The following is a 24536-nucleotide window of genomic DNA, read 5'->3' as shown; positions in this document are numbered from 1 at the left end:
TGAACGCAGGCTGAGCGATCAGAAACCGAGGTTGCGGAACGCGACGCGGAAAGAGAAGCTGTTGCCGCGCCGCGCGTCGCCGGTGTCGATGTAATCGCGGCGCCAGGTGAAGGCGATCGACAGGCAGTCGTCGTCATAGGCGACGCCGAGCCGGTGGCGAATCGGGTCGAAGCCGTCCGATGTGCTGAGCGGATCGTCGGCCTTGCTGGTCAGATCGACGATCGCCGAGCCGAAGATCGACCAGTTTTTCGCGACCGCCACACGGCCGCCGACGCGCGCTTCTTCGCGATCCTGCAGATCTTCGCCGAGCAGGGTGATGTCGCGGTTGAGGCGCGAATAGCCGAGCACGGCATAGGTCGAGCGGCTGCCGATCGTCGCGTCGAATTCGTTGCGGCGGATCGCCAGATTATCCTTGTCGAGCCGGAAGCGGTGGGTGAGGCGCAGGAAATCCCTGTAGGCGACGGTCGTCCGCCCGACGATGTCGGAGAGCCGGTCGGTGAGCCCCGTCCCGTCGGGGAACAGCGTCGGCTTGTCCGACAGGCGATAGCTTTGCCCGATGACGCTGCTGATATTGAAGCCGGGGCGACTGAAATTCCATTCAACGCCATAGGTGATGCGCGCGCCGTCCTCGAACCGGTCGTAGCCGTTGAAGCGATTGATCGCGAAGAGATTGCCGTCCTCAAGATCGAAGGCGCGCGAATCCTCGTTCGGAATATCGACATTCTTGAGCGGCGGCGTCGCGACGATCTGCACCCGCGGGGTCAGCGTCTGGGTGCCGCCGAGGAATTCGCCGATGAAGGGCCAGCGCATGTCAGCGGCGATGGCGGCGATGCCGCGGGCCTGCCAGCCCGACTTGCCGCGATAGTCGGCGATCGGCGTCAGCAGATTTTCGTCACTGTGATAGACATCGCCGCGCACCAGTGCGGTCAGCGTGACTTCCTGGCCGAGCCCGGTCAGCCCGCGCAGATCCCAGCGCGCGCCGGCGAAGGCGCGCTGCGTATCCTGTCCCGCGGTGCGGGCGATCGACAGCGTGTTGAGCTGAAGCTCAAACTGTCCGCCCAGCCACGGATCGGGCAGGCGTTGGCGATAGTCGATGATCGGAAGCGCGATCGGTTGCTGTCCCTGGCTGTCGCCCGCGCGCAGGGTCTGCGTCGCCCAGCCGGCTATCGACAAATAGCTCTGCCCGCCGATCCGCTCGAGCTCGAACATCGATCGCAACCTGTCGTCGCGGCTGATATCGTAGCGGCGCATGAAGGTGCGGTCGGTGGTGATCCGGCCCGAATAGGTCAGGCTCCACTTGGGATCGAACTGGAACTTGCCTGCGCTTTCCAGATAGCCGCGAAAATCGTTGCGCTGATCGGCGGCGGTGCCGGTTCCGGTCAGCGGCACCACCGAGCTGTAGGTCGCGTAGCCGTTGATTCGGAAAGCGCCGATATCGGTGAGAGCGCGGAACTCGCCTTCGATCATCGGCGCCGTATTGGTGTAGACGTGCGGCGTGATCGTCAGGTCGCGGTCGGGGGCGAGGCGCAGATAATAGGGAAGGGCAATTTCGAACCCGTTGGTGCGGCCGAGGCGGACGTCGGGGACGAGGATACCGCTGCCCGCATCATTGTTGGCGGGGTGGCTGAGCCCCGGCAGCGGGATGAGCGGCAGGCCGAAGACTTCAACGCGCGCGCCCTTGTAGCGGATCTTGTTCTTCGCCTGGTCGTAAATGACGCGGACGGCGCGGATCTGCCAGCTGGGGTTCTTGGGGCAGCCAGCGTCATCCTCGACCGGGCAGGGCGTGTAGGCGGCGTTTTCCAGCTCGATATTGCCGTTGTCGAAGCGCCTACCCTTCACCGCGGCGAGCCGCGCGCCATTATCGAACACGACGAGCATATTTTGGACGATGCCGTCGCGCAGCGTGTCGGTCAGCACGATGCGGTCGCCATAGGCGGTGTCGCCTTCGGGATTCTTGATCGCGACATCGCCCTCGGCGACCACTTCGCCGGTCTTGCGGTTCCACGTCACCTTGTCGGCGCGCATCGAGATGGTGTCGCGGTTCATTTCGACATTGCCGTCGGCAACGACGATGTCGGCATCGCTGTCGTAATTCAGATTGTCGGCGGCAAAGCCGATCTGTTCTTCGTCACCGGGCTTCGGTGCATCGACCGTGACGGCCGAAACGTCGCGATTCTGGAGGTCGGGCTGCGCGGCCGGAGCCGACGCGGGCGTGTCGGTCTGTGCCGCGGCGGGCACGGCGACAAGCAGCATGCCGCTTGCGGTGGCGACCCAAAGGGGCCGCGCGCGCGCCGCGTGGGGGAACAAAGTCCGACTCATCTAATTTCTTTGTCCCACACCTTATCTTGCGTCCACCCTTTGCGGGCTGGCTGCTTTAGTTTTGCAACTCGCGAGCGAAACCCCTATCGGTCCGGCACGTTCCAATCAATCATCGCATAAGAGAGTTAAAAGATGGACATTCAGTTTGTCGCGCAAATCGATGCGTCTGCCGACGTTGTCGCATTTCCGGTCCGCAAGGGCGAGGCTGGCGCCCTCGGCGCGTTGCTCGGCGCGCTGGCGAAGCAGGCGCGGTTCGACGGCGCCGCGGGTTCGGTGGCCGAAACCGCCGCTTTCGATGGCGACCGGGCCACGCGGCTGCTGCTGGTGGGCATCGGCGAAGGGACGGTCCATGATCTCGAGCGCGGCGGCGGCGCGCTGACCGCGCGGCTGCAGACGAGCGGCGTGGCGGTGCTGCACGTCGATTTTGCGAGCGCGGGCCAGATCGACGAGGATGATGTGCTCGCCTTCGCGATGGGTGCGAAGCTGCGCGATTGGCGCATCGACACCTATCGCACCCGCCTTTCCGACACCGCCAAGCCCAGCCTGAAAACCATCGTGATCGCGTCGCCCGCGGGCGATATTTCGGCGCGCTGGGGCAGCTATTCGGCGGTTGCCGACGGCGTGGCGCTGACCCAGACGCTGGTCGCCGAGCCGCCGAACATCCTCTATCCCGAAAGCTTCGTCGAGCGCTGCCAGCATCTGGCCGACCTTGGCGTCGAGATCGAGGTGCTCGACGAGCGGCAGATGAAGGCGCTCGGCATGGGCGCGCTGCTTGGCGTCGCGCAAGGGTCGGTGCGGCCGCCGCGGCTGCTCGCGATGCGCTGGAACGGCGGCAATGCCGACGACAAGCCGGTCGTATTCATCGGCAAGGGCGTGACCTTCGATACCGGCGGGATCAGCCTGAAGCCCGGCCCGGGCATGGACATGATGAAGTGGGACATGGGCGGCGCGGGCGCCGTCGCGGGCGCGATGAAAGCGATCGCGGGCCGCAAGGCCAAGGCGAATGTCGTCGGCATCGTCGGCCTTGTCGAAAATATGCCCGACGGCAATGCGCAGCGCCCCGGCGACATCGTCACCACCATGTCAGGCCAGACGGTCGAGGTGCTCAATACCGACGCCGAAGGGCGGCTGGTGCTGTGCGACGCGATCACCTGGGCGCAGAAGGTCTATGAGCCCAAGGTCATCGTCGATCTGGCGACGCTGACCGGCGCGATGGTGATCTCGCTCGGCCACGAATATGCGGGCATTTTCGCCAATGACGACGGGCTTTCAGAAAAACTGATCGCAGCGGGTGAGGCGACGAACAACAAGCTGTGGCGCTTTCCGCTGTCGCCGGCCTATGACAAGCTGATCGATAGTCCCATCGCCGACATGAAGAATATCGGCCCGCGCGAAGGCGGTTCGATCACCGCGGCGCAGTTCCTCAAGCGCTTCGTCGAGGACGGAGTCGCCTGGGCGCACCTCGACATCGCCGGCACGGCCTGGAGTGACAAGGACGGCCCGGTGTGGGCGAAGGGCGCGACGGGCTATGGCGTCCGCCTGCTCGACCGCTATATCGCCGACAATCACGAAGGCTGATCCGGTTCGGGGAGCATGGCGCGCGTCGACTTCTATCGGCTGACCCGCGACCCGGTCGAACGGGTGCTCCCCGCGATCGCCACGCGCATATTGGAAGGCGGCAACCGGTTGCTCATCGTCGCCGCCGCGGCGTTGCAGCGGCAGGCGATCGACGAGGCGCTGTGGACGCTGCAACCGGCAAGTTTCCTGCCGCACGGCGCGGCGGGATCGCCGGACGAGGCGATCGAGCCGATCCTGCTCGCGGGCACGCTCAGCGCCTCGGCGATCAACGGCGCCACCCATGTCGCGCTCGCCGATGGCGAATGGCGCGAAGAGGCGCTGGCGTTCCAGCGCGCATTCCTGTTGTTCGACAACAGCCGCATCGACGATGCGCGCGCGACCTGGCGCGCGCTGACCACGGCCGAGGGCGTGGAAATTCACTTCTGGAAACAGGATGAACGCGGACGCTGGTCCGAAGGGCCGTGACGCGATAGGCTGGCCGAGCCGGGGCAGATCGTCTTCTGTGAGGGGGATCACCGACGGCAATCGGGTCGCACCCTAGGGACAGCAGCCGAGAGATTCGGGGGCAACAGGAGGTAGATTATGGCGACGCTCAGGACATTGACGCTTGGCACCGCGATCGCGCTGGCGATAACGCTTTCGGCGTGCGGGTCGAAATCCGAAAAGGAAGTCGCGAGCGGCACTTACACCGACCCCGAAACCGGAAAGACCGCCGACTATAAGGTGACGTCCGACACCAGCGGCGAAAATGGCACGATCAGCATCAAGACCGAGGACGGCGAGATGCAGTTCGGCGGCGGCGCGGGCAATGCGAAATTCCCCGCCGGTTTCTCGCCCTATCCGGGTGCAAAGGTTACGGGCGGCTTCACCGCGACGAACAAGGATGGCGCTGGCGGCATGGCGAGCTTTGAGGTCAAGGGCCAGGCCGCTGACGTGATCGCGCATTTCCGCAAGCAGGCCGAGGCCGCGGGCATGAAGATCACGACCGAGGTCAAGGCCGGCGAAACCGCTATGTTCGGCGCCGAACGGCCTGGCGACAGCAAGTCAGGCGTGCAGGTCACGGCGACGCAGGCGGGCGACATGGTCAACGGGTCGATCACCTACGGCCACGGCGGCTGATCCGGCGCCGGGAAAGGCCCCCGCGCTCTTTGCTTGCGGAGCGGCGAAAGCGCGGCTAGAGGCGCGCCCATTCCGACAAGATATAAAGCAGGAGCTTTCCCAATGGCGGTCACCCGCACCTTTTCGATCATCAAGCCCGACGCGACCCGCCGCAACATCACCGGCGCCGTCACCAAGATGCTGGAAGACGCCGGCCTGCGCGTCGTCGCGTCGAAGCGCATCCACATGACCAAGGAACAGGCCGAGGGCTTTTACGCGGTCCACAAGGAACGGCCCTTCTTCGGCGAACTCGTCGAATTCATGACCTCAGGTCCGGTCGTCGTCCAGGTTCTCGAAGGCGAGAATGCGATGCAGCGTAACCGCGACGTGATGGGCGCTACCAACCCCAAGGACGCGGCCCCCGGCACGATCCGCAAGGAGCTGGCCGAAAGCATCGAAGCGAACACGGTGCACGGCAGCGACAGCGACGAAAATGCGGCGATCGAAATCGCCTATTTCTTCAAGCCCGAAGAAATCGTCGGCTGAACCAGCCGAGCCGCAAGGCCAAAGAGGCCGCCGGAGTGATCCGGCGGCCTTTTTCAGTTGCGCGACGGGTAGATGCCTTGGATCGCGACGCAGTAGCGAATGGCTAGTGTCGGCTGCGTTTTGACTGCGCCCGACGCCGCGGGGTCGCGGGCGACGCTGCTGTCGCCGCCCTTTTGGCCGAGCACCAGCGGCGGTACGTCACGGCCGTTACCTACATGGACCGGCGCGCGTCCCCGCAGATCAGGGAGCGCAAAGGTCTTGCTCCCATCCCCGCCATAAGTCGTTCCCAGCAACGAAAAAAGCGCCAAATTCTCGCTGATTGACACGAGTTGGCCATTGGCTTCGGTCCAACCGCGCGGACAGAAGGTCGCGGCTGTCATCATTACTTCGCCGATAAAAGGGTCGCTCGCTGCATGAGCTGGCACAGATGTCGCCAGCAGCGCCACGCCCACGATCGAAAATGCATTGAATTCCTTGCCCATCGTCAAATCCCCCAGATCTAGCAGCGCACTTCTCGGGAAGGGGCGGAGCGCTGTCAACATGCCCGCAATCAGGTGGAAGGGGCGGTGGCGGAGCGGCTGGCGCTAGAGCAGCGGGCTGACCGTCGCGACGAGGTTTTGCCACAGCCGCCGGACGATGCCGAAGGATGCGACATCGGCGGCGCCGACGGGTATCGAATCGGCGCGGTAGACTTCCTGCCGCGCGCGAAGTTCGGCAGCGAAGGCCTCGTCACGTAACAGGATATTATTCTCGAAATTGAGTTCGAAGCTGCGGCGATCGAGGTTGGCGGAGCCGATCAGTGCGACTTCGCCGTCGACCACCATCGTCTTGGCGTGGAGCAGGCCGGGACGATATTCGTAGAGCTTTACCCCCGCGTCGACGAGGTCGGCATAATAGCTGCGGCTCGCGCCCGCGACGATACGGCTGTCGTTGCGGTGCGGCACGATCATCACCGTCGCGACGCCGCGCCGCGCGCAGTCGAGCAGTGCGAAGAGCAATTGTTCGTCGGGGACGAAATAGGGGGTGGTGACGACCAGCTCGTGCCGCGCCGAATGGATGAGCGCGGTGAAACAGGCGGTCATCGCGGCATAGCGAACATTGGGGCCGGTCGCGATCACCTGCGCCGCGATGCCCGGGTCGGCGGCGGCAGGAGGCTCGGCATCGTCCTGCAAAAGGTCGCCGATGTCGTCGCCGCGCTCGCTTTCCCAGTCGGCGGCAAAGACAAACTGGCAGTCTCGCACCACCGGGCCTTCCCAGCGCGTCATGATGTCGACCCATGGCGCATATTTCGACTTGATGCGAAATTCGGGGTCCGCGAGATTCTGGCTGCCGCACCAGGCGATGCGATTGTCGATGATGAGTTGCTTGCGGTGATTGCGCAGGTCGAAGCGCCCGCGGATCAGCGTCCAGATGAGCCCGCCGATCGGCAGCGCGATGCGCGCATCGACCCCGGCATTTTCGAGCTCGATCCAATAGGCCGACCGGATGAAACCGCGCGAGCCGAGCGCGTCGGCGAGGACGCGGACCTTCACGCCGCGCCGGGCCGCGCGGACCAGCGCGTCCTTGATCCGGAAGCCGTTACTGTCGGCGAGCCAGATATAGAAACAGAGGTGGACGGTCGACTTCGCATTGTCGATGTCGTCGACCATCTCGCGGATCGCGGCGTTGCTGTCGGCGGCGAGGCGGGCGCGATTGCCCGCGGTCGGCGGCAGCGCGTTCACCGTTTCGGCGAGCGCGAAGGGCGCCGCCCAGGCGCTGCGGGCGAGCGCGCGGCGGACGGCGTCCTTCTCGCTGGGGTGCGGCAGATGCGCCTCGATCGCGGCATAGCGCGCGCGGCGCTTAGCACTGATCCGCGCCTCGCCGAGCAGCAGATAGGCGAGGATGCCGACGACCGGCACCGCGATCGTCGCGATCAACCACGCGAGCCGTGAGGCGGGCTCGCGCTGCGGCCGCAGGATGATCCGGCCCAGGATGACGATGAAGACCGCGATGTACGCGGCCCACAGGATCAGGGCGAAATCATACTCCATCGCCGCCAGTTCATCGTGCTTTGGCGCAAAATGCCAGTGCGAATTTTGGGGGAGGGGAAAGGTGGGGCATCCTTGGCGTCATTGCGAGGAGCGAAGCGACGCGGCAATCCCGGGCGGGCGTAATCCGCTCTGGGTTGCTTCGCTCCGCTCGCGATGACGAATTGGCTGACTGCGGCCCGAGCCTAAAATTCCTCCGCCACCCCCATCAGCCCCGCGAGCTTTTTCGGCGCGATCGCCAGCCAGCTCTTGCGGAGCCAGTCGCCGATCGCATCCCAGTCGGTATCGCCGAGGTCGAGGCGGATGCCGATCCAGCCGTCGCCGAAATAGGCAGGGCGGTAATAGCGCGCTTCGTCGAGTTCGATGAGCTGCGCCTGCTCGTCGGCGCCGCTGATCTTGACCAGCAGCGCGGTCTTGCCGTCGCCATGGTGGTCGTGCGTGAAATAGGCGAATTTCTTGCCCTTGACGATGCCAAAACAGGGCATGCCGTGCGACGTCACTTCGTCGGCTTCGGGCAGCGCCATCGCCAGCGTGCGGACACGGCCGAGCAGCCAGTCGGGTGCGCGTTCGCGCGTCACGAAGGCGGCGAGCGCGGCGGGATAGAGCTGATGCTCGGCAAAACGGACGCGTTCCGCCAATGTTTCAGCGGTGTCGCCGGGCACGATCGCGACCGGGGTCTGGGCCAGCACCGGCCCATCGTCGAGTGCGGGCGTGACAATGTGGACGCTGCACCCCCCGAAACGGTCGCCAGCGTCGATCGCGCGCTGATGGGTGTCGAGCCCTTTGTAGAGCGGCAACAGACTGGGATGGATGTTGAGCATCCGGTCGGTCCAGCCGGCGACGAAATCGTCGCTGAGAATGCGCATATAGCCCGCAAGCGCGACATAGTCGGCGCCGGCGGCACGTAGCCGTTCGTCGACCAGCGCGTCGAAGGCGGCGCGCGACATTCCCTTGTGCGATTGCGCCCAGATCGCAATGCCTTCGGCAGCGGCGAGCGCGAGGCCCGGCGCTTCCGGGTTGTTGCTCGCGACCAGCACCAGTTCATAAGGGCAGCCGGCGGCCTTTGCGGCATAGAGGAGCGCCGCCATATTTGTCCCGGCGCCCGAGATGAGGACCGCGACTTTCGCTTTCATCACGGCGCCACCCTTTCAATCCGTTCGTGCTGAGCTTGTCGAAGCACTGTTCTTCTCTTTCAAGGTCCAAAGGGAAGGACGGCCCTTCGACAAGCTAAGGGCGAACGGAAATGTGCGTCAGCCGTGGTGCGTGGCGCTCCACGCACCCATCGCGCTCCACGTTTCCGCGTCGCCCGACACGGTGCAGCCCTTTTCTCCCGCCGCGATGTGGCCGATGCGGTGGACGGTTTCGCCGGCTGCTTCGAGCGTTTCGGTCGCGGCCGCGACGTCGCGTTCGGCGACGACGACTGCCATGCCGATCCCGCAGTTGAAAGTGCGCGCCATTTCTTCGGGCTCGATATTGCCCTGTGCCTGCAGGAACGCCATCAGCCGCGGCTGGTCCCAGGCGTCGGCATCGATATGCGCGTGGAGCGTTTTGGGCAGCACGCGGGGGATATTTTCGAGCAGGCCGCCGCCGGTGATGTGCGCGAGCGCATGGACCTTGCCGGTCTTCACGAGCGGCAGGAGGCTTTTCACATAGATGCGCGTCGGCGCCATCAGCGCGTCGATCAGCAGGACGGTCTGATCGAACAGCGCCGGGCGGTCGAGCTTCCAGCCCTTGTCGGCGGCGAGGCGGCGCACGAGCGAAAAGCCGTTCGAATGCACCCCCGACGAAGCGAGGCCGAGGATCACGTCGCCCGCCGCGACCTTGTCGGCGGTGAGTACCTGGTCGCGCTCGACCGCGCCGACGCAAAAGCCCGCAAGATCATAGTCGCCGTCCGAATACATCCCCGGCATCTCGGCAGTTTCGCCGCCGATCAGCGCGCAGCCCGCCTGCTTGCAGCCCTCCGCGATGCTGGCGACCACTTCGGTCGCGATCGCATTGTCGAGCTTGCCGGTGGCATAATAGTCGAGGAAGAACAGCGGCTCGGCGCCCTGCACGATCAGGTCGTTGGCGCACATGGCAACGAGGTCGATGCCGACGCCGTTATGCTTGCCCGCGTCGATCGCGAGTTTGAGCTTGGTGCCCACGCCATCGTTCGCGGCGACGAGCAGCGGATCGTTGAACCCCGCCGCTTTCAGGTCGAAAAAGCCGCCAAAGCCGCCGAGGTCGGCATCGGCGCCGGGGCGGCGTGTTGCGCGGGCAAGCGGGGCGATGGCCCGGACCAGCGCATTGCCGGTCTCTATCGAGACGCCGGCCTGCGCATAGGTGTAGGAGGCGGGTTGGCCGTCGGGCGGGTTGTGCTTGGAATCCATGGCCCGCGCGACTAACGCTTCCGGCCGACAAATGCCATGATTTCCTTGTCCGGCTCCGCACTTCGGGGCAAAGAACAGAGAAGAGATGATTTCCGCCCTATCCCTTCGCCCGCTTCCGCGCATCGACCTTGGCGGAATTCTTGGCCGCGACCGGCGGCTTGCCGTCCTGCTCGGCTTCCTCACGCTGATTCTTGTCGTCGGCGTCGTCCAGGGGCAGATCGCGCATGGCGACCGCGGGATCACGCCGATCAACAGCAGCGGCGATTTTCTGGCGAGCGGCATCGCGATCGACGTCACCGGCGACAATCCGGAGGATGCGCGCGAAAAGGGATGGCGCGAGGCGCAGCGCAAGGGGTGGCAGCAACTCTATCGCAAGACCAACGGCAGCGACGGTCCGGCGCTGTCCGATTCGGTACTCGACGGCATCGTCACCGCGATCGTGGTGGAAAAGGAACAGGTCGGGCCGCGCCGCTATGTCGCGACGCTGGGCGTCCAGTTCGACCGCGTCCGTGCCGGGCAGATCCTCGGCGTCAGCGGCCGCACCCTGCGTTCGCCGCCGCTACTGGTGATTCCCGTCTATTCGATCGACGGCATTCAGCAGGTATTCGAACAGCGCAGCGCGTGGCAGCGCGCCTGGGCCGAATATAATACCGGGCAGAGCGCGATCGACTATGTCCGCACCGCGGGCACCGGCGCCGACACGCTGTTGCTTAATGCGGGGCAGACCGGACGGCGCGGCCGCATCTGGTGGCGCGTCATCCTCGACCAATATGGCGCAGCCGACGTACTGATCCCGATCGCACGGGTCGAATACAGCTATCCCGGCGGACCGGTGACGGGTCATTTCGCCGCGCGCTACAGCCCCGACAACCGCCTGATCGGCGCCTTCACGATGACCGCGCCCAACGCCGCCGCGATTCCCGACATGATGGAAAAGGCGGTGGCACGGATGGATGCGCTCTACACGCAGGCGCTCGCCGCGGGACAGCTGCGCACCGACGCCTATCTCGTGCTCGAAAAGCCGGTCGAGAAGGAGGATCTGCCCGAAGAGGTGGCGACTGACGAGACTGTGGTGGCCGGCGAGACCGACGCCAGCCTGCCGACGACGACGCCTGCGGGGCTGCAGACCTTCACGGTCCAATATGCATCACCCGACGTCGAATCGGTTTCGGCGACCGAACGCGCCGTGGGCGGTATTTCGGGAGTCCAGTCGGCCGCGACGAGCAGTCTCGCGCTCGGCGGCATGTCGGTGATGCGCGTCACCTTCCGCGGCGACGTCGGCGCACTGAAGGCGGCGCTCGCGGCGCGCGGTTTCAAGGTGCAGGAAGGCGGCGGCCAGCTCAGGATCAGTCGCTGATGCCTCGTGGTTCGGGACAGATCGCGCTGCCGCTCGACTGGAGCGCGGGCGGCGCCAATGACGGTCCGCTGATCGTCGGGACGAGCAACGCCGACGCGGTGCGCTATCTGCGCCATGTCGCGACCTGGCCGGTGCGCACTGCGGTGCTGACCGGGCCGCGCGGATCGGGGCGCAGCCTGATGGGGCGGCTGTTCGCACGCGAATCGGGCGGGCGCGTGATCGATGGTCATGCCAGCGTGTCCGAAGAGGAGATTTTCCACGCCTGGAACGCCGCGCAGGCGTCGGGAACGCCCCTGCTCATCATTGCCGATGCGCCGCCGTCCGAATGGGCGATCGCGCTTCCCGACCTCGCTTCGCGGTTGCGCGCAGTGCCGGTGCTGACGATCGGCGAGCCCGACGATTGCCTGGCACGCGACCTGATCGACGCACTTTTTGCCCAGCGCGGGATGGCGATTTCGCCGGACGTCGCCGCCTATGTCGTGCCGCGGATGGAGCGCAGCTATGCGATGATCCACCGCGTCGTTGCGGCGCTCGACGCGGCATCGCTCGAAAAAGGGCGCGCCATTAGCATTCGTCTTACGCGTGAAACATTACTGTCACAGGGGCTCATCGATCCCGATTTGCTCGAAAGGCAGGAAACAGGCACATGTCGATAACCGGTCAGCCCCTTCGCGCCGATAATGATCCGGTGGTTCCGGACTTCGACAAGAAGAACCCCGACCGCTTTTTCAACCGCGAACTGTCGTGGCTCGCCTTCAACCGGCGGGTGATGGAGGAGGCGCGCAATCCGGCGCATCCCTTGCTCGAGCGGCTGCGCTTCCTGTCGATTTCGGGGAGCAATCTCGACGAATTCTTCATGGTCCGCGTCGCCGGCCTGAAGGGGCAGCAGCTTCAGGGGATCGACGATCCGTCGGCCGACGGCCGCTCGCCGGGGCAGCAGCTCGCCGAGATCGAGGCCGAGGTGAACCGGCTCGTCGACGAACAGCAGAGCGAGTGGCAGAAGCTGCACGGTCTGCTCGCCGAACAAGGGGTCATCGTTCATGGCGCCGGGTCGGAGCGCGAGCGACTGCGCGCTTCGCTCCGCCAATATTTCAGCGAACAGATATTCCCGATCCTGACGCCGCAGGTGCTCGATCCTGCGCACCCCTTTCCCTTCATCCCCAACCGCGGCCTTGGCGTGATCTTCGATCTCCAGCGCCAGGCGACGGGCGACACGGTGCGCGAACTGGTGATGATCCCCGCTTCGCTGCCGCGACTGGTGCCGGTACCGGGCGAGGCGACGAGCTTCGTGCCGATCGAATATCTGGTCGAACTGTTCGCCGACCTGATTTTCCCCGGCTATACGAGCCGCTCGATCGGCGTGTTCCGCATCATCCGCGACAGCGACATCGAAATCGAGGAAGAGGCCGAGGATCTGGTGCGCCTGTTCCGCACCGCGATCCGCCGCCGCCGGCGCGGGCGGGTGATCCTGCTCGAACTCGAGGCCGACATGCCGGCCGAACTGGCCGCAGTGCTCAACGCCGATATTCAGGGGCATGAGGCGATCGTGGCGAAGATCGGCGGTTTCGTAGGGCTCGCGGCGCTGTCGGCGCTGGTCGATGTCGATCGCCCCGACCTGAAATTCCCGGCCTATTCGCCGCGTTTTCCGGAACGCATCCGCGAACATGGCGGCGATTGTTTCGCGGCGATCCGGTCCAAGGACATCGTCGTCCATCACCCCTATGAAAGCTTCGACGTCGTCGTGTCCTTTCTGCGGCAGGCAGCCGCCGATCCAGATGTCGTCGCGATCAAGCAGACGCTCTATCGTGCCGGCAACCAGTCGCCCGTCATCCGCGCGCTAATCGAGGCAGCCGAGGCGGGCAAGTCGGTGACGGCGGTTGTCGAACTCAAGGCGCGCTTCGACGAGGAGCAGAATCTACTCTGGGCGAACCAGCTCGAACGCGCCGGGGTGCAGGTCGTCTACGGTTTCATCGAGTGGAAGACGCACGCCAAAATCTCGATGGTCGTGCGCCGCGAAGGGCAGGGGTACCGGACCTATTGCCACTTCGGTACGGGCAATTACCACCCGATCACCGCGCGCATCTATACCGACCTCAGCTTCTTCACGGCCGATCCGCGCGCAGGGCGCGATGCGGCGCAACTGTTCAACTATATCACCGGTTATGTCGAGCCCGAGCGGCTCGAGCTGGTGACGATGTCGCCGCTCAACATGCGCGCGCATCTTTGCGAGCTTGTCGATGCCGAGATTGCGGCGGCGCGGGCGGGATTGCCGTCGGGGCTGTGGGCGAAGATGAACAGCCTTGTCGATCCCGGCATCATCGACAAGCTTTACGAAGCGAGCGCGGCGGGGGTGCCGATCGAGTTGATCGTGCGCGGCATCTGTTGCCTGCGTCCCGGCGTTCCCGGCCTGTCGGAGACGATCCGCGTCAAATCGGTCGTCGGCCGTTTCCTCGAACATAGCCGCATCTGGGCCTTCGCCAACGGATCGCGCCTGCCGCACCAGCGCGCCAAGCTTTACATCTCGAGCGCCGACTGGATGCCGCGCAACTTCGATCGCCGCGTCGAATATATGATCCCGATCGAGAACCCGACCGTCCACGACCAGATATTGGATCAGGTGCTCGTCGCCAATCTGATCGACAATGAACAAAGCTGGGTGCTGCAGGCCGACGGCACCTATGTTCGCGTCGATCCGGGCGACAAGCCGTTTAACCTGCACCATTATTTCATGAACAACCCCTCGCTTTCGGGGCGCGGGACCGCGCTGCACAAGCGGCAGGATGTGCCGACCCTCGATTTCAACATGCGCGAAGACTGACACTTGCCGATCGCCCGTTCCACCCGACTGACCGCCCATCGTTCCGCCGTCATCGATATCGGGTCCAACTCGGTCCGCCTCGTCGTCTATGAAGGGCCGCCGCGTGCGCCCGCGGTGATCTTCAACGAAAAGGTGCCGGCCGGGCTGGGCCGCGGGCTCGCGATCGACAATCGCATCGCGCCCGAAGATGCCGAACGCGGGCTGATCGCGCTGCGCCGCTATGCGCTGCTCGCGCGGCACATGGAGGTGAAGGACCTGCAATGCGTCGCGACCGCGGCGGTGCGCGATGCAGAGAACGGCCCCGATTTCATCGCGGGTGCTGCCGAGGCGGGATTGAAGATCCGCCTGCTGTCGGGCGAAGAAGAAGCCGAAGCGGCGGGCTGCGGCGTCATCTCGGCAATCCCCGACGCGCACGGCATCGCGGTCGACCTAGGTGGCGGTAGCCTTGAGCTGGCCGAAGTGTCTGGCGGCACCGTCGGGCGGCGCGTGTCCTTCCCGCTCGGCGTGCTGCGCCTGCCCGCGCTGCGCAAGCAGGGGCAGCAGGTTTTCGAGCGATCCGTGCGCAAGATGCTCAAGGGCGCGGGCTGGCCGGACAATATGACCGGGCTGCCGCTCTATCTTGTCGGCGGATCGTGGCGCGCGCTGTCGCGTCTCGACATCGAACTGACGCAGGACCCGCTGCCGGTGCTCGACCATCATGTGATGCCGCGCGCCGCGCTGCGCCGGCTGCTGCGCGCGACAAAACGGATGAGTTTCGAGGAGTTGCGCGCGATTCCGGGGATGGCGTCGAACCGCGCTGCAACGCTCCCCGATGCCGCGGCGCTGCTCGCGGCGCTGGTCAATATCATCGACGTGCCCGAGATGACCGTCTCCTCATCGGGGCTGCGCGAAGGGTTGCTCTATCAGGCGCTCGACCCCGCGACCCGGGCGCAGGATCCGCTGATCGTCGCGGCGGAGTTCGAGGGACGGCGACTTGCTCGCTTCGCCCCGCACGGCCGCGCGATCGCCGAGTGGATCGCGCCGCTGTTCGCCAATGAGGAGGCGAGCGACGGCCGGATCCGGCTCGCCGCCAGCCTGCTCAGCGATGTCGCCTGGTCGGCAAACCCCGATTTCCGTGCCGAACGCGGGACCGAGATCGGGCTGCACGGCAACTGGCGCAGCATCGACATTCCCGGCCGCATCCTGCTCGCGCGCGCGCTGCACGCCGGGTTCGGCGGCGCCGACATCGATTTTCCCGCGATGACCAGCCTCGTTCCGGCGGACCGCATCGACCGGGCGCGGCAGTGGGGGCTTGCCATCCGGCTGGCGCAGCGGCTCACCGGCGGGGTGGAGGCGCCGCTCAAGGCGAGCGCCATCGCGCTCGACGACGGCAAGCTACGGCTCAGCCTCGATCCCGGCTGGCATCATCTGGCGGGCGAATCGGTCGACCGGCGCCTGCGCGCGCTGGCGCAGGCGTTCGGGGTCAAGCCGGAGCTGGTGCTGCTCTGAGCAGAATGGGAGGGCGCGCAGGCGCGCCCTCAGGCGTCGGTTTCGGCCGGGGCGGGGGCTTCGATCTCGCTCATCACCAGCTTGCCGTTCTTGACCGCAAAGCCGACGCGGCCTTCGACAAGGTCGAGCGCGGCGTGGCCGAACACGTCGTAGCGCCAGCCCTTCATCATCGGGATATCGTCGCGGCGCCCGGCCGCAAGCGCTTCGAGATCGTCGCTGCGCGCGATGAGCCGCGCCGCGGCATTGAGTTCGCGCGAGCGGATCTTGAGCAGCAGCTTGAGCAGATCGGCGACGAGCGCGCCTTCCTTGCCCAGCCCCGGACCGCGCGGGGCGCGGTCGGGCATGTCGTCCTTGGGCAACGGCTTGGCGCTCGCGAGCGCGTCCATCAGCCGCCCGCCGATGTCGTTCGACCGCCATGTCGCCGACAGGCCGCGCACGCTGCCGAGGCCGTCCTGATTTTTCGGCGGATGCGCGGCAAGGTCGGCGAGCGTCTCGTCCTTGACGATGCGTCCGCGCGGCAGATTCTTGTTGCGCGCCTCGCGCTCGCGCCATGCGGCGAGGGCCTTGAGCCGGCCGAGCGCGTCGAGCTTGCGCGACGGCACCTTGATCCGCTGCCACGCCTTTTCGGGGTCGATCGCATAGTTGGACGGATCGGCGAGCTTTTCCATTTCCTCGTCGAGCCAGTGGCCGCGGCCCGTCTTGATGAGCTTTTTGAGCATCATCGGGAAAATTTTGGCCAGATGGGTGACGTCGCCGATCGCGTAGTCGATCTGCCGCTTGTCGAGCGGCCGGCGGCTCCAGTCGGTAAAGCGCGCGCCCTTGTCGAGCTGCAGGCCGAGCCAGGCCTCGACGAGATTCGAATAGCCGACCTGTTCGGCCTGACCGAGCGCCATCTGGCCGATCTGGGTGTCGAAGATCGGGTGCGGCGTCTTGCCGGTCAGGTTGAAGATGATTTCGACATCCTGCCCGCCCGCGTGGAAGACCTTGAGGACATCTTCATTGTCGACGAGCAGGTCGAGCAGCGGGGCGAGGTCGATGCCCGGCGCCATCGGATCGATGGCGGCGGCGTGGTGTGCATCGGCCACCTGGATCAGGCAGAGTTCGGGCCAGAAGGTGTTTTCGCGCATGAATTCGGTGTCGACGGCGATGAAGTCGCTGCCCTTGATCAGGTCGACAAACTGGTGAAGCGCTTCGCTGGACTCGATTAACGGATGAATTTGCATGGGGAGCCTATACAGCGCCCGCAGCATAATCGTCAGGAAAATTTACCGCTGTTCATCGCAGGGACATGGGCGGCGCCGTTCGGGGCGAATCGCGGGTCCACCCTTGACAAAAGGCCCCGCGACCTGCCTTAGGCGCGGCCATATCGGCACGTTTTCCGGCGCGCCTCCCCGGACATTTGAAAGACGAACATAATGCACGCCTATCGCACCCACACATGCGCCGACCTTCGCGCCGCCAACGTCGGCGAGGAAGTCCGTCTTTCGGGTTGGGTGCACCGGACGCGCGAGCATGCGAATGTGCTCTTCGTCGATCTTCGCGACCATTATGGCATCACCCAGATCGTGGTGGAGACGGATTCGGACCTGTATCCGACGGTCAATGGCGTCGGCCCCGAGTCCGTCCTGACCTTCACTGGCAAGGTCGCCGCGCGGTCGCCCGAGACGCTGAACCCCAAGCTTGCGACCGGCGAGATCGAAATCTATCCGAGCGCGGTGACAGTGCAGTCGGCGGCCGACCGCCTGCCGCTGCCGGTGTTCGGCGAGGCCGAATATCCCGAAGAAATCCGCCTCACCAACCGCTTCCTCGATCTCCGCCGCGAACGGCTGCACAAGAATATCGTGCTGCGCTCGAACGTCATTTCGTCGCTGCGCCGCCGTATGATCGACCAGGGCTTCACCGAGTTCCAGACCCCGATCCTGACCGCGAGCAGCCCCGAGGGCGCGCGCGACTATCTGGTGCCCAGCCGCGTCCACCCCGGTAAATTCTATGCGCTGCCGCAGGCGCCGCAGATGTTCAAGCAGCTGCTGATGGTTGCGGGCTTCGATCGCTATTTCCAGATCGCACCCTGTTTCCGCGACGAGGATGCGCGCGCCGACCGTTCGCCGGGCGAATTCTACCAGCTCGATTTCGAGATGAGCTTCGTCACGCAGGACGACGTCTTCAACGCCATCGAACCCGTCTTGCACGGCGTGTTCGAGGAGTTCGCCGATTTCGACGGCAAGGGCCGCACCGTGTCGCCGCTGCCGTTCCAGCGCATTCCCTACCGCGAATCGATGCTGAAATATGGCAGCGACAAGCCCGACCTGCGCAACCCGCTGCTCGTCCATGACGTGGGCGATTTCTTCAAGGGCTCGGGCTTCGGCCGCTTCGCCTCGATGGTCGAGGAAGGGCAGGTCGTCCGCGCCGTTGCCGCGCCCGAAACGCACGAGAAGAGCCGCAAATTCTTCGACGAAATGAACAGCTGGGCGCAGTCCGAGGGTTTTCCGGGGCTGGGCTATGCGACGCAGAAAGACGGCGTGTTCGGCGGCCCGATCGCCAACAACCACGGCCAGGAAGGCATGAAGGCAATCTCCGATGCGATGGGTCTCGGCCCGAACGACGGCATCTTCTTCGCCGCGGGCCCGGAAGCCAAGGCGGCGAAGCTCGCCGGTCTTGCACGCACCCGCGTCGCCGAACAGCTTGATCTTGTCGACAAGAGCCGCTTCGAATTCTGCTGGATCGTCGATTTCCCGATGTTCGAGGCCGACGAGGAAACCGGCAAGATCGATTTCAGCCACAATCCCTTCTCGATGCCGCAGGGCGAGATGGAGGCGCTGGAAACCAAGGACCCGCTCGACATCCTCGCCTATCAATATGACATCGTCTGCAACGGCGTCGAACTGTCGTCGGGGGCGATCCGGAACCACCGCCCCGATATCATGTACAAGGCGTTCGAGATTGCGGGCTACAGCCAGCAGGATGTCGACACCAATTTCGCGGGCATGATCAACGCCTTCAAGTTCGGTGCGCCGCCGCATGGCGGTTCGGCGCCGGGCGTCGACCGCATCGTGATGCTGCTCGCCGACGAGCCGAACATTCGCGAGGTGATTGTCTTCCCGATGACGCAAAAGGCCGAAGATCTGATGATGGGCGCACCGGCACCGGTCTCCGAGAAGCAGCTCAAGGAATTGCATATCCGTCTGGTGGACGGGCCGAAGAGCTGACCCGATGAACGGGCCGCGCGAACACCGGCTCGCTACGCCGGAAGGCGACATCTGCTGGTTCGAATGGGGGACCGCGGGGGCGGGGCCGTCGCTGCTGCTGCTTCATGCGACGGGATTTCATGCGCGGCTGTGGGACCAGGTCGTCGCCGCCTTGCCGCAAGGCACGCATGTCATCGCGCCCGATCATCGCGGGCATGGGCGCAGCTATCGCCCCGCGACGCTCGCCGATTGGGGCGCGACCGGCGACGCGCTGTTGCCGCTCATCGATCGCTTTGCCGGAACGCCGCTGATCGGGTGCGGGCACAGCATGGGCGGGCATGCGCTGACCCGTCTGTCGGCGCAGCGGCCCGATGCCTTTCGTCACCTTGTCCTGATCGATCCGGTCATCATGGCGCCCGACCTTTATGCGGGTCAGGATGCGCTGCCGATCCCCGATCCCGCCGAGCATCCCGTGGCGCGTCGGCGCGATAATTGGGACAGCGCAGAACAGATGCGCGCGCGCTTCGCCGATCGTCCGCCCTATGCACATTGGCAACCGGCGGTGCTGGATGATTATTGCCGCTATGGCCTGCTGCCCGCGTCCGGAGGGACGGGGCTGGAGCTGGCCTGTCCGCCGCGCCTCGAGGCGTCGGTCTATCAGAATGCGCTGCGCATCGACCCCTATCGCTGGCTATCGGGGCTGGCGGCGGCGGTGACGCTGATCCGCGCGCCGAGCGGCGAACGCGGCGATTCGATGGACTTTTCCCAAAGTCCCACCTGGCCGGGGCTCGGCGCGCATATCGGCGCGGTGCGCGACGAGCGCTGGGACGAGCATAGCCATTTCATCCCGATGGAAGACCCCGCGCGCGTCGCCGCGCAGCTCGCCGATCTTGCCGCCATTCAGGGTTAACCCCGTCGCATCGACCGCGCTGCTGTGTTAGCAGCGGTCGCGGACCAAGGGGATGGATGGATGACGATCGACCTCGCCGACTATGAAGCCGGCGCCAAATATGACGGCGATTATGCCAAGGATCTGGCGGCGCTGCAGGCGCGGCTCGAAAATGTCCAGGCGGCGCACATCACCCATGGGCAGCGCAGCATCATCATGCTCGAAGGCTGGGACGCGGCGGGGAAAGGCGGGATCATCCAGCGCCTGACCGCGCAGCTCGATCCCCGCTATTTCGAGGTCTGGCCGATCGGCGCCCCCACCGACGAGGAAAAGGCGCGTCATTTCCTGTGGCGTTTCTGGACCCGCCTGCCTGGCAATTGCGACATCTCGATCTTTGACAGGAGCTGGTACGGCCGCGTCCTTGTTGAGCGGGTCGAGGGGTTCGCGACCGAGGCCGAATGGCGCAAGGGCTTTGACGAGATCAACGAGTTCGAGGCGCAGCTGACCGGCAGCCGCACCAATCTGGTCAAGCTGTTCGTCCATGTGACTCAGGCCGAGCAGGACAAGCGCCTTGCCGACCGCCTCGACGATCCGTGGAAGCGTTGGAAAACCGGGCTTGAGGATTATCGCAACCGCGCGCACCGGGGCGCCTATCTGGACGCGATGCACGACATGTTCGCGCACACCGATACGCGCTGGGCGCCGTGGAAGGTTATCGACGGCAACAACAAGAAGGCGGCGCGGATCGCGGCGCTGTCGCATGTTGCGGCCACGCTGGAGGCGGCGATTCCGATGATCCCGCCCGACCGCGATCCCGCTGTCGTGAAGCTGGCGCAAAAGGCGTTCGGATATAAACCAAAGACTTAGGATTTTGGCCGGCTCGGGTAGCAATCGCTGCCGTGAGCCGCTACATGGTCCCGATGAGCCGCGCCAAGAGATCCGACGATTGGGGTTTCCCCCGCTGGCGCGCCTATGGGCAGGGCCGCGAGGCGCAAAAGGTTCGTCTGTGCGACCGCCATGGTTGCGACGCCCCCGGACGATGCCCCGCACCCAAATCGCCCAACAGTCCTGAACGCTGGTATTTCTGCGAAGCCCATGCCGCTGAATATAATCGCGGCTGGGACTATTTCGCAGGCCTGAGCGCCGAAGACGCTGCGGCGCGCGCCGCCGAAGAGGCGCAGGGCGCACGCAGTTACGCCCGCGCACAGCATTATGGCTGGGGCGGCCCGGGCGACGGCAGTCGCAGCGCGGACGAGATGCGAGCGCTGGAGGTGTTCGGGCTCGACAGCGACGCCGACTTCGACGCGGCCAAAAAGGCCTGGCGCGCCTATGCCAAGGAATGCCACCCCGACGTCAAGCCCGGCGACGCCGACGCTGCCAAACGCTTCGCGGCCGGGCAGGCGGCGTTCGAGGTGCTGAAGCAGGCCGAAGACCGCAAGAGCTGGAAGCCGGCCTGAGCGCGCTTTGCGAACGAATAGAGGGGCGGCATTGATATTGTTTACCCCGGCGAAGGCCGGGGTACGCAAAAGAGATTTCGGCAACGTCTGCTGCTCCCCACTGCCGCACAGGGTTAGCCGCATCGCGTCGGCCCGTGCCGCCTAGCGTTTGATCGCCAACGCGGCGTCGCTCGCGAGCTTGTCGGCGAGTTCGTTGTCACCGTGGCCGGCGTGGCCCTTGACCCACAGCCATTCGATCTCGTGCCGTGCGGCCTCGCGCACCAGGCGTTGCCACAGGTCGGCGTTGGCGACAGGCTTTTTCGCGGCGGTCTTCCAGCCGTTGCGCTGCCACCCATGGACCCATTTGGTGATGCCGTCGCGGACATAGACACTGTCGGTCGACAGTTCGACCTTGCACGGGCGCTTGAGCGCGGCCAGCGCCTCGATCGCGGCGAGCAACTCCATGCGGTTGTTGGTGGTATCCGCCTCGCCGCCCGACAGCGTCTTGACGACATCGCCCCAGCGCAGCACCGCGCCCCAGCCGCCGGGGCCGGGATTGCCCTTGCAGGCGCCGTCGGTCGCGACGATTACGGTATGGCCTTTGCCCATTGCAGCGCTCATCCCGCGCGGAACAGGTCGGCGGCGTCGGCGGCCTGGTAGCGGCGCAGGCGTTCGAGGAAGGGCGCGGGATCCTTGCGTGTGACCAGCGCGTCAGCGGGGGTGTGGATCCAATCGTGCGCGCGGGTGAGCAGAAAGCGCAGCGCAGCGCCGCGTGCGAGCAGCGGCAGCACGGCGACTTCGTCCGCGCTGAGATCGATTTCCGAGGCATAGCCGCGCATCAGCGCCGACGCGCGGGCACTGTCGCAGGTCCGGCCGTCGTCGGAAAAGGTCCAAGAGGCATGGGTGACCGCGAGGTCAAAGGCGCGAAAGTCGGTCGCCGCGAAATAAAAGTCGATGAGGCCGGTCACGCGATCGCCGAGCATCAGCACATTGTCGGGGAACAGGTCGGCGTGGATGACGTGGCGCGGCAGGTCCGCCGGCCAGCGATCGTCGAGGAAGGCAAGCTCGCCATCGACGATTGCCTGCAGCCCGGCAAGCACGGTGTCCAGATCGCCCGCAGCGGCGGCGACGCCGCGCCAATGCGCGCGGCCCATGCTGTTTTCACGGGCGCCGGAAAAATCTTCGACCGCCTTGTGCATCGCGCCGAGCGCGGCACCCGCAGCGGCGCATTGCGCGGGGGTCGGATGCGTCAGCGAAATGCCCGCGAGAAACTGGATGATGCAGGCGGGGCGCCCCGAAATCTGCTGGATCGCGCGGCCGTCGCGGTCGCGGATCATCGCCGGCACGGGGCAGCCTCGCCGTGCGAGATGGCCGAGCAGATCGACAAAGAAGGGCAGGTCGCCCTCCTGCACCCGCTTTTCGTACAGCGTCAGGATGAAGCGCCCGCCGGTCGTTTCGAGCAGGAAGTTGCTGTTTTCGACGCCCTCGGCAATGCCCTTGCACGACAGCACCGTGCCGATGTCGTAACGGCCGACCAGCGCGGCGAGATCGTCGGGGTCGACCGCGGTATAGACGGCCATCAGGCGGCCGCCGGCTCGAGCCCGCGGGGGAGCTTGAAGGTCATATGCTCCTCGGCCGTGACGACAACGTCCTCGACGATCGCGCGATGCGCCGCGACCGCGTCGATTACCTCGCGCACCAGCGTTTCTGGCGCACTGGCTCCGGCGGTAATGCCAAGCGTCGCGATCCCGGCCAGCCATGCGGGTTCGACGTCGGTGCCGCGCTGGACGAGATGGGCAGGGGTGCCAAGCCGTTCCGCGACTTCGACGAGACGCAGGCTGTTCGAGCTGTTGGGCGCGCCGATGACGATGACGCGGTCGCACTGGCCGGCGATTGCTTTCACTGCTTCCTGCCGGTTCGACGTGGCATAGCAGATATCCTCGCCGCGCGGCCCCTGGATGGTGGGGAAGCGATGCTGCAGCGCCGCCACGATGTCGCGCGTGTCGTCGACGGATAATGTGGTCTGGGTCAGGAAGGCGAGATTATCGGGATCGGCGGGCGACAGCGCGGCGACATCGTCGACCGATTCGACCAGCGTCATTGCGCCATCAGGCAATTGGCCGAGCGTGCCGATGACTTCGGGGTGGCCGGCGTGGCCGATGAAGATGATGTGACGGCCCTGTTCGTTGGCGCGCTCGGCCTGTTTGTGGACCTTGGAGACCAGCGGACAGGTCGCGTCGATATAGTCGAGCCCGCGCGCTTCGGCCTTTGCCGGAACCGCCTTGGGAACGCCGTGCGCACTGAACACGACCGGAACGCCGTCGGGTACCTGATCGAGCGATTCGACGAAAATCGCCCCCTTCGCCTTCAGCGATTCAACGACATAGCGGTTATGGACGATCTCGTGCCGGACATAGACGGGGGCGCCATAACGCTCGATCGCGAGCTCGACGATGCGGATCGCCCGGTCGACGCCGGCGCAAAAGCCGCGTGGGGCAGCCACCAAAACCTTGAGTTCCGGGGCTTCGGCGGCGGATTGCGTAAGATCTGTCATGACCCGCGCGCTCTAGCGCAGCGGCCGTGACAAGGTAAAGCCGCTTCGTCCATGTTGCGCCTTGTTCATCGCACCGATAAGAAGCGGCGCGCATGGAGCGGTGACGTTCGTCCTCCGCGGCCCGCGCCTGATTGGAAAGCTATATCATGATGCCCAGTTTCGTCCCGCCCCGTAAATCAATTGCCATGCTGTGCGGCGCGGCCGCCATGGTCATGGTCGCGGGGTGCGCGAAGGACAATGATATCGACCTGTCGTCGGGCGTCGGCATCACCGCGACGCGCAGCGCTTGTCCGGCGGTTGCCGTGCCGCTGCACACCGGCGACATCACGCTGTTCGATCCGGCGACGAGCCGCGATGCGAGCGCGGTCGACGTCGTCGCGACGATCACCCATGTTGTGCCGCAGTGCAACGACCAGGCGGAGAAAGTCTATCAGCTTGCCGATTTCGACGTCGTGGCGACGCGCCGCGATGCCGGCCCGGCCCGGACGGTCGAGCTTCCCTATTTTGCGACCGTCGTCCAGGGCGGCACCGCGGTCGTGGCCAAGCGGCTCGGCACCGTCACCGTCTCCTTCCCCGAAGGCCAGACGCGCGGCAGCGGCCATGCCCAGGCGGCCGCCTATGTCGACCGCGCCGCCGCGACGCTGCCCGCTGATGTGCAGGAACGCATCAACCGCAAGCGCCGCGCCGGCGATGCCGACGCCGCGATCGACCCGCTGAGCATCCCCGAAGTGCGCGCCGCGGTGCAGCGCGCGAGCTTCGAACTGCTCGTCGGCTTTCAGCTGACGCAGGAACAGCTCGAATATAACGTCCGACGATAGGCGTCGCGGCGGCGCGCATGCGCGCGCCGTTCGCATCCGTTTCACCCTGCGCCG

General features: G+C 65.7%; 22 protein-coding genes. 13 read left to right on the top strand and 9 right to left on the bottom strand.

All coding sequences use genetic code 11. The annotated features are described in order from the left end of the window. Window positions 1-18: 18 nt before the first annotated feature. The gene (locus tag P1IM2_RS09840) at window positions 19-2319 is read right to left on the bottom strand and encodes an LPS-assembly protein LptD (RefSeq protein ID WP_186402329.1); all 2301 of its coding nucleotides are present in this window, start codon (window positions 2317-2319) and stop codon (window positions 19-21) included. 132 nt (window positions 2320-2451) lie between these two features. Between P1IM2_RS09840 and P1IM2_RS09835 the strand changes: the two genes are divergently transcribed. From P1IM2_RS09835 to ndk, 4 genes are all read left to right on the top strand, one after another. Continuing rightward, entirely contained in the window at window positions 2452-3897 is a 1446-nt protein-coding gene (locus tag P1IM2_RS09835; protein ID WP_062902786.1) for a leucyl aminopeptidase, read from the top strand. 15 nt (window positions 3898-3912) lie between these two features. Further along, entirely contained in the window at window positions 3913-4362 is a 450-nt protein-coding gene (locus P1IM2_RS09830; RefSeq protein WP_186402328.1) for a DNA polymerase III subunit chi, read from the top strand. Window positions 4363-4479: 117 nt separating this feature from the next. Continuing rightward, entirely contained in the window at window positions 4480-5016 is a 537-nt protein-coding gene (locus P1IM2_RS09825; RefSeq protein WP_186402327.1) for a hypothetical protein, read from the top strand. A 102-nt stretch (window positions 5017-5118) separates the two neighbouring features. Then, complete coding sequence (ndk, locus tag P1IM2_RS09820) at window positions 5119-5541, top strand: nucleoside-diphosphate kinase (protein WP_003047863.1); 423 nt, start codon at window positions 5119-5121, stop codon at window positions 5539-5541. Window positions 5542-5594: 53 nt separating this feature from the next. On the opposite strand, the gene P1IM2_RS09815 is transcribed toward ndk, so the two are convergent. The 4 genes from P1IM2_RS09815 to purM all read right to left on the bottom strand — a co-directional run bounded on the left by P1IM2_RS09815 (window position 5595) and on the right by purM (window position 9937). Further along, entirely contained in the window at window positions 5595-6023 is a 429-nt protein-coding gene (locus tag P1IM2_RS09815) for a phage tail protein (protein WP_186402326.1), read from the bottom strand. Window positions 6024-6125: 102 nt separating this feature from the next. Next, complete coding sequence (gene cls, locus P1IM2_RS09810; RefSeq protein ID WP_186402325.1) at window positions 6126-7571, bottom strand: cardiolipin synthase; 1446 nt, start codon at window positions 7569-7571, stop codon at window positions 6126-6128. 182 nt (window positions 7572-7753) lie between these two features. Then, window positions 7754-8704: a phosphoribosylglycinamide formyltransferase gene (purN, locus tag P1IM2_RS09805; protein ID WP_186402324.1), complete on the bottom strand. Its 951-nt coding sequence runs from the start codon at window positions 8702-8704 to the stop codon at window positions 7754-7756. Window positions 8705-8818: 114 nt separating this feature from the next. Then, entirely contained in the window at window positions 8819-9937 is a 1119-nt protein-coding gene (purM, locus tag P1IM2_RS09800; RefSeq protein ID WP_186402323.1) for a phosphoribosylformylglycinamidine cyclo-ligase, read from the bottom strand. 85 nt (window positions 9938-10022) lie between these two features. Here purM and P1IM2_RS09795 point away from each other — a divergent pair, with 85 nt between their 5' ends. The 4 genes from P1IM2_RS09795 to P1IM2_RS09780 are packed head-to-tail and all read left to right on the top strand — an operon-like array spanning window position 10023 to window position 15600. Further along, window positions 10023-11294 carry a heavy-metal-associated domain-containing protein gene (locus P1IM2_RS09795; RefSeq protein ID WP_186402322.1) on the top strand — a complete coding sequence of 424 codons (1272 nt, stop codon included), beginning with the start codon at window positions 10023-10025 and terminating at the stop codon, window positions 11292-11294. Beyond that, entirely contained in the window at window positions 11294-11950 is a 657-nt protein-coding gene (locus tag P1IM2_RS09790) for an HdaA/DnaA family protein (RefSeq protein ID WP_003047844.1), read from the top strand. The genes P1IM2_RS09795 and P1IM2_RS09790 overlap by 1 nt, the downstream gene beginning before the upstream one ends. Beyond that, window positions 11941-14112 (top strand): RNA degradosome polyphosphate kinase, encoded by a 2172-nt coding sequence (locus tag P1IM2_RS09785; protein ID WP_234179883.1) that lies wholly within the window; start codon window positions 11941-11943, stop codon window positions 14110-14112. Before P1IM2_RS09790 ends, P1IM2_RS09785 begins: the two co-directional genes overlap by 10 nt. Window positions 14113-14115: 3 nt before the next feature. Further along, window positions 14116-15600 carry a Ppx/GppA family phosphatase gene (locus tag P1IM2_RS09780; protein WP_186402321.1) on the top strand — a complete coding sequence of 495 codons (1485 nt, stop codon included), beginning with the start codon at window positions 14116-14118 and terminating at the stop codon, window positions 15598-15600. Between the two features lie 29 nt (window positions 15601-15629). Here P1IM2_RS09780 and rnd read toward each other — a convergent pair whose 3' ends face one another. Then, entirely contained in the window at window positions 15630-16823 is a 1194-nt protein-coding gene (gene rnd, locus P1IM2_RS09775; protein ID WP_186402320.1) for a ribonuclease D, read from the bottom strand. A 192-nt stretch (window positions 16824-17015) separates the two neighbouring features. Here rnd and aspS point away from each other — a divergent pair, with 192 nt between their 5' ends. Genes aspS through P1IM2_RS09755 form a run of 4 tightly spaced genes read left to right on the top strand, consistent with a single transcriptional unit; the run spans window position 17016 to window position 21131 of the window. Then, window positions 17016-18806, top strand: a complete 1791-nt coding sequence (gene aspS, locus P1IM2_RS09770) for an aspartate--tRNA ligase (RefSeq protein WP_186402319.1) — start codon at window positions 17016-17018, stop codon at window positions 18804-18806. A 4-nt stretch (window positions 18807-18810) separates the two neighbouring features. Next, the gene (locus P1IM2_RS09765) at window positions 18811-19695 is read left to right on the top strand and encodes an alpha/beta fold hydrolase (RefSeq protein WP_186402318.1); all 885 of its coding nucleotides are present in this window, start codon (window positions 18811-18813) and stop codon (window positions 19693-19695) included. A gap of 60 nt (window positions 19696-19755) precedes the next feature. After that, window positions 19756-20541, top strand: coding sequence for a polyphosphate kinase 2 family protein (locus P1IM2_RS09760; RefSeq protein WP_186402317.1), 786 nt, complete (start codon window positions 19756-19758; stop codon window positions 20539-20541). Window positions 20542-20594: 53 nt separating this feature from the next. Continuing rightward, a complete protein-coding gene (locus P1IM2_RS09755) occupies window positions 20595-21131 on the top strand; it encodes a DnaJ domain-containing protein (RefSeq protein ID WP_062903249.1) in 537 nt (178 codons plus the stop codon). Window positions 21132-21272: 141 nt separating this feature from the next. Here P1IM2_RS09755 and rnhA read toward each other — a convergent pair whose 3' ends face one another. Genes rnhA through ispH form a run of 3 tightly spaced genes read right to left on the bottom strand, consistent with a single transcriptional unit; the run spans window position 21273 to window position 23664 of the window. Continuing rightward, window positions 21273-21719, bottom strand: a complete 447-nt coding sequence (gene rnhA, locus P1IM2_RS09750; RefSeq protein ID WP_003047820.1) for a ribonuclease HI — start codon at window positions 21717-21719, stop codon at window positions 21273-21275. Between the two features lie 8 nt (window positions 21720-21727). Next, the gene (gene thrB / locus P1IM2_RS09745) at window positions 21728-22690 is read right to left on the bottom strand and encodes a homoserine kinase (protein ID WP_186402316.1); all 963 of its coding nucleotides are present in this window, start codon (window positions 22688-22690) and stop codon (window positions 21728-21730) included. Next, complete coding sequence (gene ispH, locus P1IM2_RS09740) at window positions 22690-23664, bottom strand: 4-hydroxy-3-methylbut-2-enyl diphosphate reductase (protein WP_062902772.1); 975 nt, start codon at window positions 23662-23664, stop codon at window positions 22690-22692. Before ispH ends, thrB begins: the two co-directional genes overlap by 1 nt. 146 nt (window positions 23665-23810) lie before the next feature. Between ispH and P1IM2_RS09735 the strand changes: the two genes are divergently transcribed. Next, window positions 23811-24482, top strand: coding sequence for a hypothetical protein (locus P1IM2_RS09735; RefSeq protein ID WP_003047809.1), 672 nt, complete (start codon window positions 23811-23813; stop codon window positions 24480-24482). The last annotated feature ends 54 nt before the right edge of the window (window positions 24483-24536 follow it).

It is taken from the genome of Sphingopyxis sp. P1IMeth2 (assembly GCF_900185685.1).
Taxonomy (GTDB): Bacteria; Pseudomonadota; Alphaproteobacteria; order Sphingomonadales; family Sphingomonadaceae; genus Sphingopyxis; species Sphingopyxis terrae_A.
Note: the sequence above shows the minus strand (reverse complement) of the source record. Positions and strands in the feature narration are given on the sequence as shown.

Bases quoted from the DNA above. Each gene is read 5' to 3' on its own strand.
- purM (WP_186402323.1), bottom strand. From the start codon at position 9,937: ATGGATTCCAAGCACAACCCGCCCGACGGCCAACCCGCCTCCTACACC.
- P1IM2_RS09835 (WP_062902786.1), top strand. From the start codon at position 2,452: ATGGACATTCAGTTTGTCGCGCAAATCGATGCGTCTGCCGACGTTGTC.
- ispH (WP_062902772.1), bottom strand. From the start codon at position 23,664: ATGACAGATCTTACGCAATCCGCCGCCGAAGCCCCGGAACTCAAGGTT.
- P1IM2_RS09755 (WP_062903249.1), top strand. From the start codon at position 20,595: ATGAGCCGCGCCAAGAGATCCGACGATTGGGGTTTCCCCCGCTGGCGC.
- P1IM2_RS09825 (WP_186402327.1), top strand. From the start codon at position 4,480: ATGGCGACGCTCAGGACATTGACGCTTGGCACCGCGATCGCGCTGGCG.
- P1IM2_RS09815 (WP_186402326.1), bottom strand. From the start codon at position 6,023: ATGGGCAAGGAATTCAATGCATTTTCGATCGTGGGCGTGGCGCTGCTG.
- P1IM2_RS09840 (WP_186402329.1), bottom strand. From the start codon at position 2,319: ATGAGTCGGACTTTGTTCCCCCACGCGGCGCGCGCGCGGCCCCTTTGG.
- P1IM2_RS09765 (WP_186402318.1), top strand. From the start codon at position 18,811: ATGAACGGGCCGCGCGAACACCGGCTCGCTACGCCGGAAGGCGACATC.
- P1IM2_RS09795 (WP_186402322.1), top strand. From the start codon at position 10,023: ATGATTTCCGCCCTATCCCTTCGCCCGCTTCCGCGCATCGACCTTGGC.
- P1IM2_RS09830 (WP_186402328.1), top strand. From the start codon at position 3,913: ATGGCGCGCGTCGACTTCTATCGGCTGACCCGCGACCCGGTCGAACGG.
- P1IM2_RS09735 (WP_003047809.1), top strand. From the start codon at position 23,811: ATGATGCCCAGTTTCGTCCCGCCCCGTAAATCAATTGCCATGCTGTGC.
- ndk (WP_003047863.1), top strand. From the start codon at position 5,119: ATGGCGGTCACCCGCACCTTTTCGATCATCAAGCCCGACGCGACCCGC.
- rnd (WP_186402320.1), bottom strand. From the start codon at position 16,823: ATGCAAATTCATCCGTTAATCGAGTCCAGCGAAGCGCTTCACCAGTTT.
- P1IM2_RS09785 (WP_234179883.1), top strand. From the start codon at position 11,941: ATGTCGATAACCGGTCAGCCCCTTCGCGCCGATAATGATCCGGTGGTT.
- P1IM2_RS09760 (WP_186402317.1), top strand. From the start codon at position 19,756: ATGACGATCGACCTCGCCGACTATGAAGCCGGCGCCAAATATGACGGC.
- rnhA (WP_003047820.1), bottom strand. From the start codon at position 21,719: ATGGGCAAAGGCCATACCGTAATCGTCGCGACCGACGGCGCCTGCAAG.
- aspS (WP_186402319.1), top strand. From the start codon at position 17,016: ATGCACGCCTATCGCACCCACACATGCGCCGACCTTCGCGCCGCCAAC.
- P1IM2_RS09790 (WP_003047844.1), top strand. From the start codon at position 11,294: ATGCCTCGTGGTTCGGGACAGATCGCGCTGCCGCTCGACTGGAGCGCG.
- thrB (WP_186402316.1), bottom strand. From the start codon at position 22,690: ATGGCCGTCTATACCGCGGTCGACCCCGACGATCTCGCCGCGCTGGTC.
- cls (WP_186402325.1), bottom strand. From the start codon at position 7,571: ATGGAGTATGATTTCGCCCTGATCCTGTGGGCCGCGTACATCGCGGTC.